Below are 15084 nucleotides of genomic sequence, written 5' to 3' on the forward strand. Positions count from 1 at the left end.
CTTTTTTATATTATAATGGAATTCGACGATTTTTTGGGAAAATCCTGCTAATCCATCAAATTATTTTAAAATCCCTGCCACCATTCGCCACTTTTCTTTCTTCGTTTTGCCTTCCACGCGGATGAGCCGGCTTCTCCCGTACCCCCTAGCTGAAAAAGTATCACCTTCCTCGCACTGGAATGCCGGATCTTCCACTGTTTTCCAGTTCACTTTTACAAGCCCGTGCTCAATCAGCGCCCGCGTTTTTTGCCTTGAAATATTGTAAACGGCGGATAAAATCGCATCAAGGCGGAGCGAACTGACGGTGGCCTGTTTTTCAAGCCAGCGTTGCTGTTGCCCGATGGCCTCGCCCAACTGCATTTTCGTAAGGGTAACCGGCGTTTTTCCAATTTGCCGGAATTCCATTTGAATAAAGTCCGAAAGTTCCGCTGCCACGAAAAACTGAATGCGCCCTTCCCCGATTAAAATATCCCCGAATTTTTCGCGTTTCAGGCCGAGCGCCATCAGCGAACCAAGCACATGTTTATGTTCAAAGGAAACAAATTTGGCAGGGTAATGGACTTCGAATAAGGCAAGATGGAAGTCGTCCTCATCCGGAGAAAAATAGTCAGGAAAAAGCAGCATTCTTTTCCGCTCACTCTCTCTGTATCCGCCAAAAGCCCGGACAGAGACTGCGCCGTGGTTTCCGATCACCGTGTTGACAATTCTCTGCATGCGCGGATCCAAAAAATCCGTCAGTTCAGGGGCATACGCATCTTCCACGTATTGTTTCCAGGTCAGCACCTGGTCAATAAATTCCTTTTCATCCGGCCGGAAATGCTGGTAAATCGATTCCATTTGTCTGACTCCTTTTAAAAAAAGGAACTGCACAGTCCCTTTTTCTGAAAATGGCTCTTTTTACATGAACCATGAAAAAATTTCCGCAATGCCGGCTCTTGCCAAATCCAGGACAAAAAAAGCGACGATCGGAGAAATATCAATCATGCCGATCGGTGGAATGATTCTGCGGAAAGGGTCGAGATAAGGTTCCGAAACGCGCGCAAACAAACGCCCGATGTCGGTGTCCCTGAGATTAAACCACGACATAAAGATATAAATCAGGAGAATGTAAGAGTAAATTCTCATGAGAAGCAGAATGATCTTTAAAATTGAAAATAAAATTGGATCCATCCGGTTTATGGCCACCTCGTATCGTCATATTCCTGTCCCTGCAGGAATTCAGAAATTTTTCCGGAAACTTCTACGTTATCCGGCGTACAAAGAAAAATATTGCTGCCGACTCTCTGGATATCGCCTGCAATGGCATACACCGTTCCGCTCAGAAAATCGACAATCCGCTTCGCCTGGTCATGCGGCATGCTTTGCAAATTGACGACCACCGCGCGCCTGTTTTTCAAATGGTCGGCAATTTCCTGTGCATCGGCATATACCCGCGGTTCCACCAGAATGACTTTTGAAGACTTTTGGACGCTTTGCAGGCTGACCACATTTTGCCGCGCATGCCGGACCGGTTTCTCAGCGGGCTGCTCGGGTTCTTCATACTCTTTTTCCATCATTTCTTCTTCCTGGTCTTCGTATTCATCATCAAGCAAAAAGAATGACTTAAATTTCGTTTTCAGTCCCATTCCATTACACCTCCGTTTGTTTTCCCTTATCCGACAAGCGCAGTGCCGATTCTGACAAAAGTCGCCCCTTCTTCTACTGCAATTTCAAAGTCGTTGGACATCCCCATCGACAATTCGCGGCACGGAGCGTAATCCAAATGCAGTGATTCAATGTCCTGCTGCAGTTGTTTCAGCCCGCGGAATGTGCGCCGGATGACGTCCTCATCTTCCGTAAGCGGCGCCATCGTCATCAGACCCGCAACGCGAATATGCGGAAAATCCTTCAGTTTGCGGACAAAATCCACCACTTGCCCGGGCGCCATCCCGTGTTTCGATTCTTCCCCGGAAACATTCACCTGAATAAAGCAATTGATTTCTTTATCCAATTTTGCCGCCCTTTTTTCGATTTCCTCTGCAAGGCTCAGACGGTCCAAAGAGTGTATGTAGCTGACTTTATCAATAATGTTTTTGACTTTCCTTGTCTGCAGCGTCCCGATAAAATGCCAGACGGGACGGTTTCCGAGCGCCTCGTATTTTTTTAGAAGACCGTCATCGCGGTTCTCGCCTAAATGCTGAATGCCTGCTTCCAGTGCCTCTTTTGCTCTTTCTGTTGTGACATATTTCGTTACTGCAATGATTTCCACATCCCCGCGGCTTCTTCCTGCCCTTTGGCACGCTTTTTCAATTTTTTCGTTGATGCGCGCGAGGTTTTCCGATACTTTCATTTCTCCGGTGCTCCTTTTATCCCAATAAAGCCAAGCATTCTCCCGGTAGCGCCGTGATCGCGCCGGTGCGAAAAAAAGTCTTCTTCACAACAGCTTGTGCACAGGCTGCTGATTGCGATCCGGCTTTCCGGAATGCCTGCCTGCTGTAATATGATTTTGTTTAACTGCTTTAAATCAAGTGCATACTGGCCGGGTGATTTTTCCACGTACGGTAATTTTTCTTCTTTGCCAGTCCAAGGGCGGACAGCCTGGATGACACGGTCATCAACAAGATAGCATTCGCCGCAAATGGACGGCCCGATGGCGACTTCTATTTCATCAAGCGGCACGCCATCCTTTACCCATTTTTCAACCATTTTAGCCGCAATCCCGCGGGTGGTTCCTTTCCACCCGGCATGTGCGATCCCGACGCGCCCGTACTTCGGTGCGAAAAAGAAAACCGGCACACAGTCCGCAAACGCCAGCACAAGCAATATTTCTTTTTCATCGGTGTACAATCCGTCCGTATGCGGAAAAGAGGAACGGTAATCAGCCGCCCCCTTGCCGGCGTCTTTGCGCGTGACCCGTTGCACATGGTCTTCATGCGTTTGTTCGGCGCCGATCCAGTTTGATAAAGGGAATCCGGCCGCACTTGCAATGATCTCCCGGTTTTTCCTGACCGATTCAGGATCGTCGTTCACATGGAAAGCAAGGTTTAAACTGCCGGGAAAATTTGTGCTTGCGCCGCCGTTTTTCACTGTAAATCCGGCACATATCCCGTTTTTTTGCCAAGCGCCGACAGTATAATACACGGCCTGTGTTTTTATAAACGGTTCTCTCATCTCACCCTCACCCGGTTCTCTTTTGTACTATTATACCTTTTTATCCATATGTCTTCTATAGATTTTAGCATTCAATACGTTTTTTTCCGTACTGATTTTATTTATAGCAAATTTCATCAAAATTCTCTACTTTTTAGCTTGAAAACGGGGATCATCCGGAAATCCCCCGGATGTAACAGGTTTGTAACGCAACTAATAAACAGATGTTACCTTTCTGTTATATTAGACTGCTATTCTATCAATAACAAATCACTTACATAACAGAGGTAATGAATTTGAAGAAAACTTTAGTATCACTACTGACTGTTTGTATGTTGTCAATTGGGACGGGCCATGCATTTGCAGCAACAACGACATATACGGTGAAGCCGGGAGATTCATTATATAAAATCGCCAGTAAATATCATGTGACCGTGGCGCAGTTGAAAAGCTGGAACCACTTGAGGTCAAATGTGATCCGGGTGAAGCAGAAGCTGAAAATCCAGACGAAAACGCCTGCAAAAAAAGTTTCATCTTCGTCTTCTTCTTACCGCACGATAACGGTGAAAGCAACAGCTTATACAGCGGGTTCCGGCGGCGGGATTACGGCGACCGGCTTCAACTTAAAAAAACATCCTTCCGCAAAAGTGATTGCGGTCGATCCAAAGGTGATCCGGCTCGGTTCGAAAGTGTACGTTCCGGGTTACGGGATGGCTGTTGCCAGTGATACCGGCGGGGCTATCAAAGGGAAAAAAATTGATGTCTTTATTTCAAGTAAAAAGAAAGCCCTCCAGTGGGGCCGCAAAACGGTGACAATTAAAGTGTATAAGTAAAAAACGGCTGCGCGGCCGTTTTTTTCTTTGTCAGGCCGCGCTTATTTTCTTGGTTCCTGCAGTTGCTGCTGTGTATAGGCCGACTCTTTAAACCTGACGAGGATCACATCGGCGCCGATTTTGACGATGTTGCTCCACGGGATGACCACTTCGTCCTCTTTTCCAAATAAGCCGAACATTTTCCCCGATGAGCCGCCGACAATGATGCTTTCAATTGTGCCATTATCCAGATTGATATCAATATCTTCCACGTTTCCGAGTTTTCTGCCGTCCGATATGCTGACAACATCTTTCACTTGAAAATCCGAAATTCGGACCATCTGCTCTCCCCCCTGCTGTCTTTCCGCCATGTAATACAAGTTTATGCACGGGGGGAGGTTTTTACGAATAGAAAAGCGGAGGCGTTGCCGGACAAGGATTTCAAAGCCCCCTTTAATAAAGGGGCGGAAATCCATACGCCGACGAGCAAGCGCCCTCCGCTTTTCTTACTACTGTATATTTTTGTTCATTTGTTTGATGGCTGCTTTTTCGAGGCGGGAGACTTGGGCTTGGGAGATGCCGATTTCTTCTGCGACTTCCATCTGTGTTTTTCCTTGGAAAAACCGTTTGCGGATGATCATTTTCTCCCGTTCGTTCAGACGCCGCATTCCTTCTTGCAAGGCGATTTCTTCAATCCATTGCGAATCTTTGTTTTTTTCGTCACTCACCTGGTCCATGACATAAATCGGATCCCCTCCGTCGTTATAAATCGGTTCAAACAGTGATACGGGATCCTGAATGGCATCAAGTGCAAATACAATGTCTTCGTGCGGAACATCCAGCTCTCTGGCGATTTCTTCTGTTGTCGGTTCTTTCGAAGTGGCGCTCATCAGCTTTTCCCTTACTTGCAGGGCTTTATAAGCAATATCCCTCAAGGAGCGCGATACGCGGATCGGATTATTATCCCGTAAATAACGCCGGATTTCGCCGATAATCATCGGCACGGCGTACGTTGAAAAGCGGACATTTTGATTCAGATCAAAATTATCAATGGATTTCATGAGTCCGATACAGCCGACTTGAAACAGGTCGTCCACATATTCGCCACGGTTGTTAAAGCGCTGAATGACGCTCAGCACAAGGCGTAAATTGCCATTGACCAGCTTTTCTCTTGCAGACGCATCGCCGGCATGCATTTTCTTTAAAAGATCCCTCATTTCCTCATTTTTCAAAACGGGAAGCTTGGAGGTATCCACCCCGCAAATTTCCACTTTGTTGCGCTTCAAATCTTTTCCCCCCTTCAGGACTTCAGGAGCTGCTGTTCAAAAAACAGTATCTCCCCGGGTGGGAAATTTATGCACTGCGCAAAAAGCGGGAATTGCCTGCGGAAGATGCCCGGACATTGCCGTTCCTGCTTCCCGCCCGCCTGCAAATTTTCCTGCTATACCATTTTATTGAATTCTTTACGCAATCTTTTAATAATTCTTTTCTCAAGCCGCGAAATATAGGACTGGGAAATACCAAGCATATCGGCAACATCTTTTTGTGTTTTCTCTTCCTGCCCTTTAAGGCCGAAACGCAATTCCATAATCTGCTTTTCCCGATCCGACAAACAGTGCAGGGCGCTGTAAAGTAATTTTTTATCGACGTTCGCTTCAAGATCCCTTGTAATGATATCATCATCCGTGCCGAGCACATCCGAAAGCAGCAGTTCATTGCCGTCCCAATCGATATTTAGCGGTTCATCAAACGAAACTTCGGACCGGAGCTTATTGTTCCGCCTTAAATACATCAAAATTTCATTTTCAATACAGCGGGAAGCGTAAGTCGCCAGTTTGATCTTCTTTTCCGGATTAAACGTATTCACGGCTTTAATGAGGCCGATTGTGCCGATGCTGATTAAGTCTTCGATATTGATGCCGGTGTTTTCAAATTTGCGCGCAATGTAAACGACAAGGCGCAAGTTGCGTTCGATAAGGATCGAACGTGCTGCCTTATCCCCTGCCGGCAGTTTTTTTAACAGCATTTCTTCTTCTTCTTTGGAAAGCGGGGGCGGCAGGGCTTCATTCCCGCCGATATAATAAATTTCATCCGCTTTCAGCCCGAGCTTGAATAGGAGTTTGTACCAAAAATAAGCGAGTTTTAACCGTAAATGTTTCATATTCATCCTCCTTTAAAGTCACCATCAGGCGGATTGCGCAGCTTCTGCCATCATTTGCGGGTGAACAATGCAGCTGAATGCATCATCCCCGGATAAACGTTGTGCCGAAAAAGAAATCAGCACTTTTTTTACAGGCCATGTCCGGTTTCCGCTCGTCAGTTGTACCTCATCCGGCTTGTACGCTAAAAGAAGCGATTGTTTCCCGACTGTTTTTGCCGGGATGAACCGGACGCGGCCGGCCCATTCGTCAGGAAGTGTAGCACTTCCGTTCAAAAGACGGGTCGCATCTTCCGCAAGCACCGCAATTTCTTCGGGGAGATGCTCACGGACGGGCAGGATGGAAAGGATCATCACTGGCAGCTTTGTCAGCGGATCATATAACTGGTTGCCGCTATCCACCAGCCCTTTTACTGTAAAATCACTTTCCCCGATGCGAATATAAACATCGACAAGCTGGTCATACTTGATTTTCGCCATTTCAAGCCCCTGAATCCGGTTCTTTGAAAACAGCCATGCCGCCGGAAGACCGAGCGCAACAAACGCCCAGCTGACCGGGTCGCCAAATCCCCCCGCCGCAGCTTTAAGCATTTTCACCTGCATGTCGAAGTGAAAGCTTAAAAAGTAGTGGGCCCCCATTAAAATGCCGCCCATCAGAAACGTGGCAAAATAAAAGGTTAGGAGATTTGAAAAAAAATAGCGCCACCGCTTATAGCCGAAAACTGCAAATACCATGATGCCGGAAAAAAGCAGCTTTACAACCGGATTACCGGCATAATAAGAAAGCTGCGGCATAAAGCCCATGATGATGATCGCTGAACCGATGAGCCCGCCTGCAAGAATCCGGAGCAGGCGGGCCGGCCGTTTTAAGGCAATGCTTGTCAGCCACAACAGCAGGCTGTCGGCAAGAAAATTCAAAAGCCAGATGGCATCCATATATACAACCAAACGCATCCCCCCTGTCTCCGCCTCAAATGAATCCGCAGCCGTCCCGCCAAAACGGCCGCTTTTGCCCGGGCCGCGTGCCCGAGGCTGCGGAATGCTTGCCGCAATGCATCCTGTGCCGGTTTTCGTATACTAACCCGGTAACGTTGTTGAAAGGTACATCGACTAAGGCTTTACCCGGTGATTGTTGCTGAAAGGTGCATCTGCTGCGGCTTTAAGAACGCCAATCCGGTGAATGAATCATGGCGCAAACCGGTCCGCGCAGTTCCGGCATGTTCCGGTTTCCAGGCGGACCGCTTTGCTCGATTGCTGCATCTGTCCTTCTTGATTTGATTTATGGCTAGTATAACGCACCCGGAGTATTAAAGTGTGTCAGTTTCTGCTGGCAAAAAAACAGAACTTTTCATTTTTTTAGCCGAAAAGTGTCAAGCGTGCTTGCCGGATAGTCCCGCTGTCACACCGGTATTCACCGAAAAGAAAAAACCCGGCTGGATAAGCAGACAACATCTGCAAATCCAAAACGGGTTTAAAAAGATTTTCAAACGCAAAAAGAGCCCATCTTTGCTTTCAGGCAATGGCCTGGAAAGCAGAGACGGGCTCTTTCATTATTTTCTTCTGTTCCGGTTTCGCAAAAAAGTCGGAATATCAAGTGTATCTTCACTGTACTGAACGGCGCGTTGCGGTTCAGACTGGGGTTCTTCACGCTTTGTTTCGCGTTTTGCCTGTTGGTTCAAGGCCGGCCTTGATTGTCCGAGCGACGGGCGCTGCTTGCTCTGGGTCTGCGCTTCTTCATTAAAGCCGGTTGCAATGACCGTAACCACGATTTCGTCCTTCAGGCTTTCATTGATAACGGACCCGAAAATCATATTGACTTCCTGGTCTGATGCGGAGGCGACAATATCGGCCGCTTCCTGCACTTCATACAAACTTAAATTTGCGCTGCCGGTAATGTTCATCAGCACGCCTTGTGCACCGTCAATAGACGTTTCAAGCAGCGGCGACGAAATGGCTTTTTTTGCCGCCTCTGTCGCACGATTTTCCCCGGAAGCGATCCCGATTCCCATCAATGCTGAACCTTTATTGGTCATAATTGTTTTGACATCCGCAAAATCCAGGTTGATCAGGCCCGGTACCGCGATCAGGTCGGAAATCCCTTGTACGCCCTGGCGCAGCACATTATCCGCTTCCCGGAATGCTTCTAGCATCGGTGTGCTTTTATCGACAATTTCCAGCAGGCGGTCATTCGGGATCACGATCAGCGTATCGACCGCTTCTTTCATGGCACTGATGCCGCCGGCCGCCTGGTTTGCCCGTTTGCGGCCTTCGAATGTGAACGGCCTTGTAACCACACCGACCGTCAGCGCCCCGAGTTCCTTTGCGATATGGGCAATGACCGGCGCCGCCCCTGTTCCGGTGCCGCCGCCCATCCCGGCTGTCACGAACACCATATCCGCACCCTTTAACGCTTCTTCAATTTGTTCTTTGCTTTCTTCGGCCGCTTTCCGCCCGACTTCCGGATTTGCGCCGGCACCGAGGCCACGCGTTAATTTTGCGCCAATTTGCATTTTAATTTCAGCTTTGGAAAGGTTTAATGCCTGGGCATCCGTGTTTACGGCAATAAATTCAACGCCCTGCAGATCATGTTCAATCATACGGTTCACGGCATTGTTGCCGCCGCCGCCAACGCCGATAACTTTTATCGTTGCCAAAGCGTCTACATTGGTATCGAACTCTAACATTCACTAATCCTCCTAATTCGTATTGCGTATCTTATCCCGGTCCTGCTGCCGGACGGGCTCCGGTTTTTTCGCACATGATGCCGGCAGGCTATTCGAAAAACAAACCAAAGAATTTTTTCATTTTCGATGACATTTTTTCTTCCTGACCGGAAGCTTGTTTTGGTTTGGACTGCGGCTTTTTCGCCGGTTTCGGTTCCGCATACTCCATTCCGGCTGCCACCAGGCGGGAGCTGACATTTTTCCCTTCCAGCCGCGCATTTTTCGCAGCGTACTGGATCAGGCCGACCGCCGTCGTATATTGCGGCTCACGGACACCGATATAATCCGGAATGGCAACTCTTACGCGGTTTTGAAAGACCGTTTCTGCAAGCTCCGGTACACCGGGCATATTTGCAGTGCCCCCTGTCAGCACAATCCCGCCCGGCAAATCATGGACGCCGATCTTCCTCAGTTCCTGCTGGATAAACAAAAAGATTTCTTCTAATCTAGCTTCTATAATATCAGAAATTTGTAATTGGTTAAATTGTTCTTTTTGTTCACTGCCGATGATCTGTACATCAAAAACATCGTCTTCGAGCGCATCCTGGCTGAACGCGTGCCCGTGCTTCAGTTTGATTTTTTCCGCATCTTCCGTTGAAGCCCTTAGACAGATGGACAAATCTTTTGTGATATGGTCCCCGCCGACGGGCAGCACGCTCGTTGTCCGGATATGGCCGTTTTCAAAAACAGCCAGCGTCGTCGACCCGCCGCCGATGTCAACGAGTGCCGTCCCGAGTTCCATTTCATCTTTTGACAGCGCAATGGCACCGGCTGCAAGCGGCATGAGAACAATTTCCGCGATGGTCAGGCCGGCCTTTTCAACACAGCGCAATGTATTATGTAAGATCGTTTTGGAAGACGTGACAATGATGCCTTCCATTTCCAATCTGACACCGATCATCCCGCGAGGATCATGTATTTCATCCAAACCGTCCACAATGAATTGCTTCGGAATGACATTCACAATCTCTCTTTCGGGAGGAATAGAAAGCACTTGCGCCGCATCCATCACTCTTTGTACATCCCCATCCGTAATTTCCCGGTTCTCGCTCTGGACCGCCACCACCCCGTGGCACGGCTGCAGCATCACATGATTGCTGGCAATGCCGACGATCACGTGGTCAATTTTCATGCCGACCATTCTTTCCGCTTGTTCAATTGCCCGCCTGATGGACAGGACGGTTTCATCTATATCTACAATCGATCCTTTTTTAATGCCTTCGGACCTGACATTGCCAACCCCAATAATATTTAATGAATCATTGCCCATTTCGGCAATGATGACTTTCGTGGCAGATGTACCGATGTCAAGACTCACATATATTTCACTGCTGTTCATACTGCGGCACCTCCCTTTGCCTTTCGATCAAACGCAATCCGCCTATGTTAAAGCGCCATTTTTCCCAATTCGTCTCTTCTGAGGCGGGCTCTTTTTGCCGTTCCGTCCGTGAGTCCGCCAGAAGCCTCCATTCAAAAAGGTGATTATAAACAAAGTATTCTGCGTCATAATCAAATTCCCTTTTTTTCAATCGGACTTTTTTCATTTTCTTTTGGTGATCAAAATATTTCCAGTCTCAAAATATAGCAATTCCTAAAATTTGGTTTCATCATAAGTCTACACTAAGATGGACACGGAGAAAAGCGAAATTTTTTCATGTCTACTTCGAATCGTAAGCTTTAAAATACGAACCGACTTCGAGGTCAATCACACCTTTTTTCTTCGGGTCAAGCTGACTGATGATCGAAGGGTAATGCGCCATCTTTTCTGCGAACGACGGAATGCTTGCGCGCACTTCAAAACCGTTATTCATGTACAGGGTGACAAGGTCACGGTCAACGTTTGAAGGGGTATAGCGGACTTCCGAAATGGCATTTGTGATCGAATCCGGCAATTTTTGCATCTGGCGGATCATTTCATGCAAATGCGTATCCTGTTTGAAACCGGTAAATATCAGGCTTGCGGCCGGAATTTCTTTCACTGTTCTTTTGACGACCGAACCGTTATCCAAAACCGGCAAAAAACCGCCTTTCTGCTGTAAATACCCGATTTTTTGATGCTCTTTCACTTTTATGTAAAGCGTATTCGGCAAGGAAATGCCCACTTTCACCGAATCAACTTCAGGGATGGATGCGATTCTTTTCCGGACTGCGTCTTTACGGATATTCCATATATTCTCACCCGTGGCAATGCCGCTTTTTTTCAAAATGTACGGCTTGCTGACCGCCTCATTTCCCTCTATCTGAATGCGGTGGACGCGGCTCAGCGGGGACTCGAGGTAGATGATCAGCATCACCAGCATAAAAAAAACCGTCAGCAGCATGATGAGCCGCCGGTTCGTTTTTCGGCGGCGCTGCTGCTTTAATTTCGGGATCCGGTCTTCCAGCGAAACGATGTTTTTGTCAGACCGCGCCATTTTGTTCCTCCCTTTTTTATTTGCCGCATCACGATTTGGCTTTTGCGGCCAGATTTTCCATCACTTCATAAAGCCGCCATGAAGCGTCACGAATACCGAGCTTGCGGGCGGCCGCCTGCATTTTCTCCATCTGTTCCCGATCCAGCAAAATTTTATCAATCAAGGATACGAGCTTTGCGGAAGATAAATCTTTTTCAAGCAGCATAAAAGCTGCGCCGTTTTCCACGAGTGTTTTCGCGTTTTTTTCCTGGTGATTGTTTGTCACATAAGGGCTCGGGATTAAGATACTTGGCAAACCGAGCGCCGTCAGTTCGGCCAATGTGGTTGCCCCTGCCCTTGAGACGACAAGATCCACCGCTCGCAACACTTCCGGCATATTGTGGATAAACGGTACCACCTTGATATTTCCTTTTTCGCCGATCAATGCAATTTCTTTTTTGACGGCCTCATAATGCACATCCCCTGTCGCATAAATGACCTGGTAATTTTTTTGTGCAAAATTGGAAAAAGATTTCACAACCGCTTCATTAATCGGGCGTGCCCCGCGGCTCCCGCCGAAAATGAGAACGGTTGGAAGCGTTGTTTTCAGGTTGAAACCGGAAAGGACGCCGCGCCTTTTGTCCCCGATCACTTCCGATGCGCGCGGATTGCCGGTCAGCACCACTTTTTTCTCATCAAAAAAAGATTTTGCAGATTCAAAGCAAATGGCCACTTTGTCAACGTACCGGCTTAAAAATTTATTCGTCAGCCCCGGCACGCTGTTTTGTTCGTGAATGATGGTCGGGATGTGCAGTTTGGCGGCAGCGTAGACAACCGGACCGCATACATACCCGCCTGTTCCGATGACCACATCCGGCTTGAATTCGCGGATGATTTTTTTGCACCGGCTTACCCCTTTTAGAAAGCGGACAACCGTTTTGACATTTTCAAACGAAAGGGAGCGTTTAAACCCCGTAATATGAATCGATTTGAACGGAATGTTTTCCCGCGGCACAAGCCGGGATTCGAGCCCTTTTTCCGTGCCAATATACAAACATTCCGTGTCAGGATGTTTCTGTTTGATCGTTCTGATCAATGCCAGGGCCGGATAAATATGCCCGCCTGTTCCGCCCCCGCTGACAATGATTTTCATGTTTTTCCACCTCAGGACGCCGTGCTAGGTTGCACGGGTATCAATATATGATGTTTGAAACATTCATTTTTCTATATTACTATATTTTAAACGACAATGGGTGCACAGTAAAACGATTATTACCAAAATGTTAACTTGTTGTCAAACGAAAAAAGAACCCCTTTATGAGGTTCTCCTTCCGTTACAGCCGGGAATGGCGGCTGATGTTTAAGAGCACGCCGACTGAGACAAGCATCAACGTCAAAGAAGAGCCGCCGTAACTGATGAACGGAAGCGTAATGCCTGTAACCGGGATCAGGCCGATGACAACGCTGATATTGATCATCACCTGGATCGCGATCATGGAAATAATGCCGACTGCGAGCAGGCTTCCGTACAGATCGGGTGCGCCAAGTGCGATCCGGATGCCGCGCCAGAGCAATAGCGCAAACAAAATCAGGACAAAAGTCCCGCCGATAAAACCGAGCTCCTCGGAAAGAATGGCAAAGATAAAATCATTTTGCGGTTCCGGCAGATAGTGGAATTTTTGTTTGCTCTCCCCAAGCCCCATGCCGAACAGGCCGCCTGGACCGATCGCAAGGAGCGACTGGATAATTTGAAATCCTTTCCCCTGCGGATCGGACCATGGATCAAGGAAAGAGGTGATCCGTGCAATCCGGTATGGAGCCGATAAAACAAGAGCGACAAAACCGCCCACTCCAAGGAGCCCGAGCATGACAAAATGGGCAATGCGGGCGCCGGAAACAAAAATCATGATGATGCATGTCCCAAGCATCACCGTTCCCGTTCCAAGGTCCGGCTGCAGCATAATCATCCCGAAAGCAACAAAAACGAGCGCCAGCGCCGGGAGCATGCCTTTTTTAAAAGTCGTAATGTATTTCTGGTTCTCCGATAAAAATTTTGCCAAATACGCGATCAGCGCCATTTTAATGAATTCAGAAGGCTGGATGGAAAATGCGCCGACCCCGATCCAGCTCCGCGACCCGTTCCGTTCAAGCCCGATGCCGGGAATCAAAACAAGGACGAGCAGCACAAAACAGATGACCAGGATCGTTTTCGCCCATGCCCGCCACGTCCAGTAATCAATGCGCATCACGAAAAACATCGCTGCCACGCCGAGCCCGGCAAAAAGCAGCTGCCGCTTCAAAAAATAAAATGCATCGTTAAATTTGTATTCCGCCACGATTTCGCTCGCGCTGAACACCATCAGAAGCCCGGTTGCAAGCAGCGCCACGGTCACAATGATTAATAAAAAATCGGGATTCGTTTTTTTCGACGGCATCCGCGCCCACCCCAGAAAAGATTTAGAACTTCCCGCAAAAACCGGTAACCCGCACCGGCTAAAAGCGGGCCAAGCCCTTATCTTAACTTATGCACGGCGTCGATGAAAATATCACCACGAATTTCAAAAGATTTATATTGGTCCCAGCTGGCACATGCCGGCGACAGCAAAATGCAATCACCCGGTTCGGATAATGCCCATGCGACCGGGACCGCTTCTTCCACGTTTTCCACCGTGCGGATGACCGGAATGCCTGCTTTTTTCGCGGTGCTTTCCAGCTTCGGCGCGGTTTCTCCGAAAGTAATCAATGCTTTTACATATTTCAAAGCCGGGATCAGTTCATCAAAGCCGTTGCCACGGTCAAGCCCGCCGGCAAGCAGAATGACCGGCTGATGGAAAGCGGCAAGCGCGGCTTTGCAGGCGAGGATATTGGTCGCTTTTGAATCGTTATAAAATTTCCGTCCTTTGATTTCGCCGATATATTGCGTCCGGTGCTTCACGCCTTTAAACGTTCCGAGCACCCCGCTGATGGCATCATTACTTGCTCCCATCAGCTTGGCAGCGGCGACAGCGGCTAAAATATTTTCCAGATTATGGTCTCCCGGCAGCACAATGTCAGCGCGGTCCATGATTTTTTCGCCTTTCCACATGATGCTGCCGTCTTTTACCGATGCGCCGTCTTCAACATATTCCTTCGTTGAAAAAGGAATAATTTTTGCTTTCGTGAAGGAGACCAGATCCCACAGTTCCGGCTGGGCATGGTTCAGAATCAGGAAATCATCCTCTGTCTGGTTTCGGGTAATATTTGATTTTGCTTTTGCATAAGCTTCTTTTGTCCCGTGATAGTCGAGATGGGCTTCATAAATATTCGTGATGATGGCAATATGCGGCCTGAATGTTTGCACGCCCATCAGCTGGAAAGAAGACAACTCCACCACCATCTGCTGGTCCGCGCGTGCTCTTTGCGCCACCGTGGAGGCCACTTTGCCAATATTTCCGGCAATTAACGGATCAAGATGCGGATCCGCCTGGAAAATTTCATAAATCAACGTGGTAGTCGTCGTTTTCCCGTTCGTTCCCGTAATGCCGACCATCGGGCATTCTGCAATTTTATAAGCCAGCTCGATTTCGGTAATGACCGGGATCCCTTTTTCAATCGCCCCCGCAACAAGCGGGTTCGAATAAGGGATGCCCGGATTTTTCACAATCAGTTCAAAGCCTTCATCCAATAGTTCAATTGGATGGCTGCCACAAATGACTTTAATCCCCTGTTCCAAAAGCCCCTGCGCCTCCGGGTTCTCTTCAAGCGGTTTATAATCATTCACCGTCACAAACGCCCCGAGCCGGTGCAACAGGGAGGCCGCGCTCACCCCGCTTTTCGCCAGCCCGAGTACCAATACTTTTTTATGTTCATATTCCGTGATATTTTTCATG

Annotated in this window: 16 protein-coding genes; 1 reads left to right on the plus strand and 15 read right to left on the minus strand. The window is 48.2% G+C overall.

The features are described from left to right. Positions 1 to 60: 60 nt before the first annotated feature. The 5 genes from ABR335_RS11545 to pgeF are packed head-to-tail and all read right to left on the minus strand — an operon-like array spanning position 61 to position 3150. Positions 61 to 837: an RNA-binding protein gene (locus tag ABR335_RS11545; protein ID WP_014095547.1), complete on the minus strand. Its 777-nt coding sequence runs from the start codon at positions 835 to 837 to the stop codon at positions 61 to 63. 60 nt (positions 838 to 897) lie between these two features. Continuing rightward, positions 898 to 1170: a YggT family protein gene (locus ABR335_RS11550; RefSeq protein WP_014095548.1), complete on the minus strand. Its 273-nt coding sequence runs from the start codon at positions 1168 to 1170 to the stop codon at positions 898 to 900. Between the two features lie 5 nt (positions 1171 to 1175). Then, a complete protein-coding gene (locus ABR335_RS11555; protein WP_013858990.1) occupies positions 1176 to 1625 on the minus strand; it encodes a cell division protein SepF in 450 nt (149 codons plus the stop codon). Positions 1626 to 1651: 26 nt separating this feature from the next. Next, positions 1652 to 2329 carry a YggS family pyridoxal phosphate-dependent enzyme gene (locus tag ABR335_RS11560; protein ID WP_014095549.1) on the minus strand — a complete coding sequence of 226 codons (678 nt, stop codon included), beginning with the start codon at positions 2327 to 2329 and terminating at the stop codon, positions 1652 to 1654. Then, positions 2326 to 3150: a peptidoglycan editing factor PgeF gene (gene pgeF, locus ABR335_RS11565; RefSeq protein ID WP_014095550.1), complete on the minus strand. Its 825-nt coding sequence runs from the start codon at positions 3148 to 3150 to the stop codon at positions 2326 to 2328. Before pgeF ends, ABR335_RS11560 begins: the two co-directional genes overlap by 4 nt. Positions 3151 to 3425: 275 nt before the next feature. On the opposite strand from pgeF, the gene ABR335_RS11570 reads away from it, so the two are divergent. Further along, positions 3426 to 3962, plus strand: coding sequence for a 3D domain-containing protein (locus tag ABR335_RS11570; protein WP_017552200.1), 537 nt, complete (start codon positions 3426 to 3428; stop codon positions 3960 to 3962). Positions 3963 to 4003: 41 nt separating this feature from the next. Here the strand turns inward: ABR335_RS11570 and ABR335_RS11575 are convergent, their stop codons facing one another. From ABR335_RS11575 to murD, 10 genes are all read right to left on the minus strand, one after another. Then, the gene (locus tag ABR335_RS11575; protein ID WP_014095552.1) at positions 4004 to 4282 is read right to left on the minus strand and encodes a YlmC/YmxH family sporulation protein; all 279 of its coding nucleotides are present in this window, start codon (positions 4280 to 4282) and stop codon (positions 4004 to 4006) included. Between the two features lie 168 nt (positions 4283 to 4450). Further along, positions 4451 to 5227 carry an RNA polymerase sporulation sigma factor SigG gene (sigG, locus tag ABR335_RS11580; protein ID WP_014095553.1) on the minus strand — a complete coding sequence of 259 codons (777 nt, stop codon included), beginning with the start codon at positions 5225 to 5227 and terminating at the stop codon, positions 4451 to 4453. Between the two features lie 155 nt (positions 5228 to 5382). Next, positions 5383 to 6102 carry an RNA polymerase sporulation sigma factor SigE gene (gene sigE / locus ABR335_RS11585; protein ID WP_061087182.1) on the minus strand — a complete coding sequence of 240 codons (720 nt, stop codon included), beginning with the start codon at positions 6100 to 6102 and terminating at the stop codon, positions 5383 to 5385. Positions 6103 to 6126: 24 nt separating this feature from the next. After that, on the minus strand, positions 6127 to 7053 hold the full coding sequence (gene spoIIGA, locus ABR335_RS11590; protein WP_081092988.1) for a sigma-E processing peptidase SpoIIGA: 927 nt from the start codon (positions 7051 to 7053) through the stop codon (positions 6127 to 6129). 596 nt (positions 7054 to 7649) lie between these two features. Beyond that, positions 7650 to 8783 carry a cell division protein FtsZ gene (gene ftsZ, locus ABR335_RS11595; RefSeq protein WP_014095557.1) on the minus strand — a complete coding sequence of 378 codons (1134 nt, stop codon included), beginning with the start codon at positions 8781 to 8783 and terminating at the stop codon, positions 7650 to 7652. 88 nt (positions 8784 to 8871) lie between these two features. After that, complete coding sequence (gene ftsA, locus ABR335_RS11600; RefSeq protein WP_350346174.1) at positions 8872 to 10161, minus strand: cell division protein FtsA; 1290 nt, start codon at positions 10159 to 10161, stop codon at positions 8872 to 8874. Positions 10162 to 10480: 319 nt separating this feature from the next. Beyond that, on the minus strand, positions 10481 to 11236 hold the full coding sequence (locus ABR335_RS11605) for a cell division protein FtsQ/DivIB (protein ID WP_014095559.1): 756 nt from the start codon (positions 11234 to 11236) through the stop codon (positions 10481 to 10483). A gap of 28 nt (positions 11237 to 11264) precedes the next feature. Continuing rightward, positions 11265 to 12368, minus strand: coding sequence for an undecaprenyldiphospho-muramoylpentapeptide beta-N-acetylglucosaminyltransferase (gene murG / locus ABR335_RS11610; protein ID WP_014095560.1), 1104 nt, complete (start codon positions 12366 to 12368; stop codon positions 11265 to 11267). A gap of 181 nt (positions 12369 to 12549) precedes the next feature. Further along, on the minus strand, positions 12550 to 13650 hold the full coding sequence (gene spoVE / locus ABR335_RS11615; RefSeq protein ID WP_014095561.1) for a stage V sporulation protein E: 1101 nt from the start codon (positions 13648 to 13650) through the stop codon (positions 12550 to 12552). A 77-nt stretch (positions 13651 to 13727) separates the two neighbouring features. Further along, entirely contained in the window at positions 13728 to 15083 is a 1356-nt protein-coding gene (gene murD, locus ABR335_RS11620; RefSeq protein ID WP_014095562.1) for a UDP-N-acetylmuramoyl-L-alanine--D-glutamate ligase, read from the minus strand. Position 15084: the final 1 nt, after the last annotated feature.

It is taken from the genome of Heyndrickxia faecalis (assembly GCF_040267745.1).
GTDB lineage: Bacteria > Bacillota > Bacilli > Bacillales > Bacillaceae_C > Weizmannia > Weizmannia faecalis.

Coding starts and splice junctions, on each gene's coding strand:
- ABR335_RS11545 (WP_014095547.1), bottom strand. CDS start 837: ATGGAATCGATTTACCAGCATTTCCGGCCGGATGAAAAGGAATTTATT.
- ABR335_RS11550 (WP_014095548.1), bottom strand. CDS start 1,170: ATGGATCCAATTTTATTTTCAATTTTAAAGATCATTCTGCTTCTCATG.
- ABR335_RS11555 (WP_013858990.1), bottom strand. CDS start 1,625: ATGGGACTGAAAACGAAATTTAAGTCATTCTTTTTGCTTGATGATGAA.
- ABR335_RS11560 (WP_014095549.1), bottom strand. CDS start 2,329: ATGAAAGTATCGGAAAACCTCGCGCGCATCAACGAAAAAATTGAAAAA.
- pgeF (WP_014095550.1), bottom strand. CDS start 3,150: ATGAGAGAACCGTTTATAAAAACACAGGCCGTGTATTATACTGTCGGC.
- ABR335_RS11575 (WP_014095552.1), bottom strand. CDS start 4,282: ATGGTCCGAATTTCGGATTTTCAAGTGAAAGATGTTGTCAGCATATCG.
- sigE (WP_061087182.1), bottom strand. CDS start 6,102: ATGAAACATTTACGGTTAAAACTCGCTTATTTTTGGTACAAACTCCTA.
- spoIIGA (WP_081092988.1), bottom strand. CDS start 7,053: ATGCGTTTGGTTGTATATATGGATGCCATCTGGCTTTTGAATTTTCTT.
- ftsZ (WP_014095557.1), bottom strand. CDS start 8,783: ATGTTAGAGTTCGATACCAATGTAGACGCTTTGGCAACGATAAAAGTT.
- ftsA (WP_350346174.1), bottom strand. CDS start 10,161: ATGAACAGCAGTGAAATATATGTGAGTCTTGACATCGGTACATCTGCC.
- ABR335_RS11605 (WP_014095559.1), bottom strand. CDS start 11,236: ATGGCGCGGTCTGACAAAAACATCGTTTCGCTGGAAGACCGGATCCCG.
- murG (WP_014095560.1), bottom strand. CDS start 12,368: ATGAAAATCATTGTCAGCGGGGGCGGAACAGGCGGGCATATTTATCCG.
- spoVE (WP_014095561.1), bottom strand. CDS start 13,650: ATGCCGTCGAAAAAAACGAATCCCGATTTTTTATTAATCATTGTGACC.
- murD (WP_014095562.1), bottom strand. CDS start 15,083: ATGAAAAATATCACGGAATATGAACATAAAAAAGTATTGGTACTCGGG.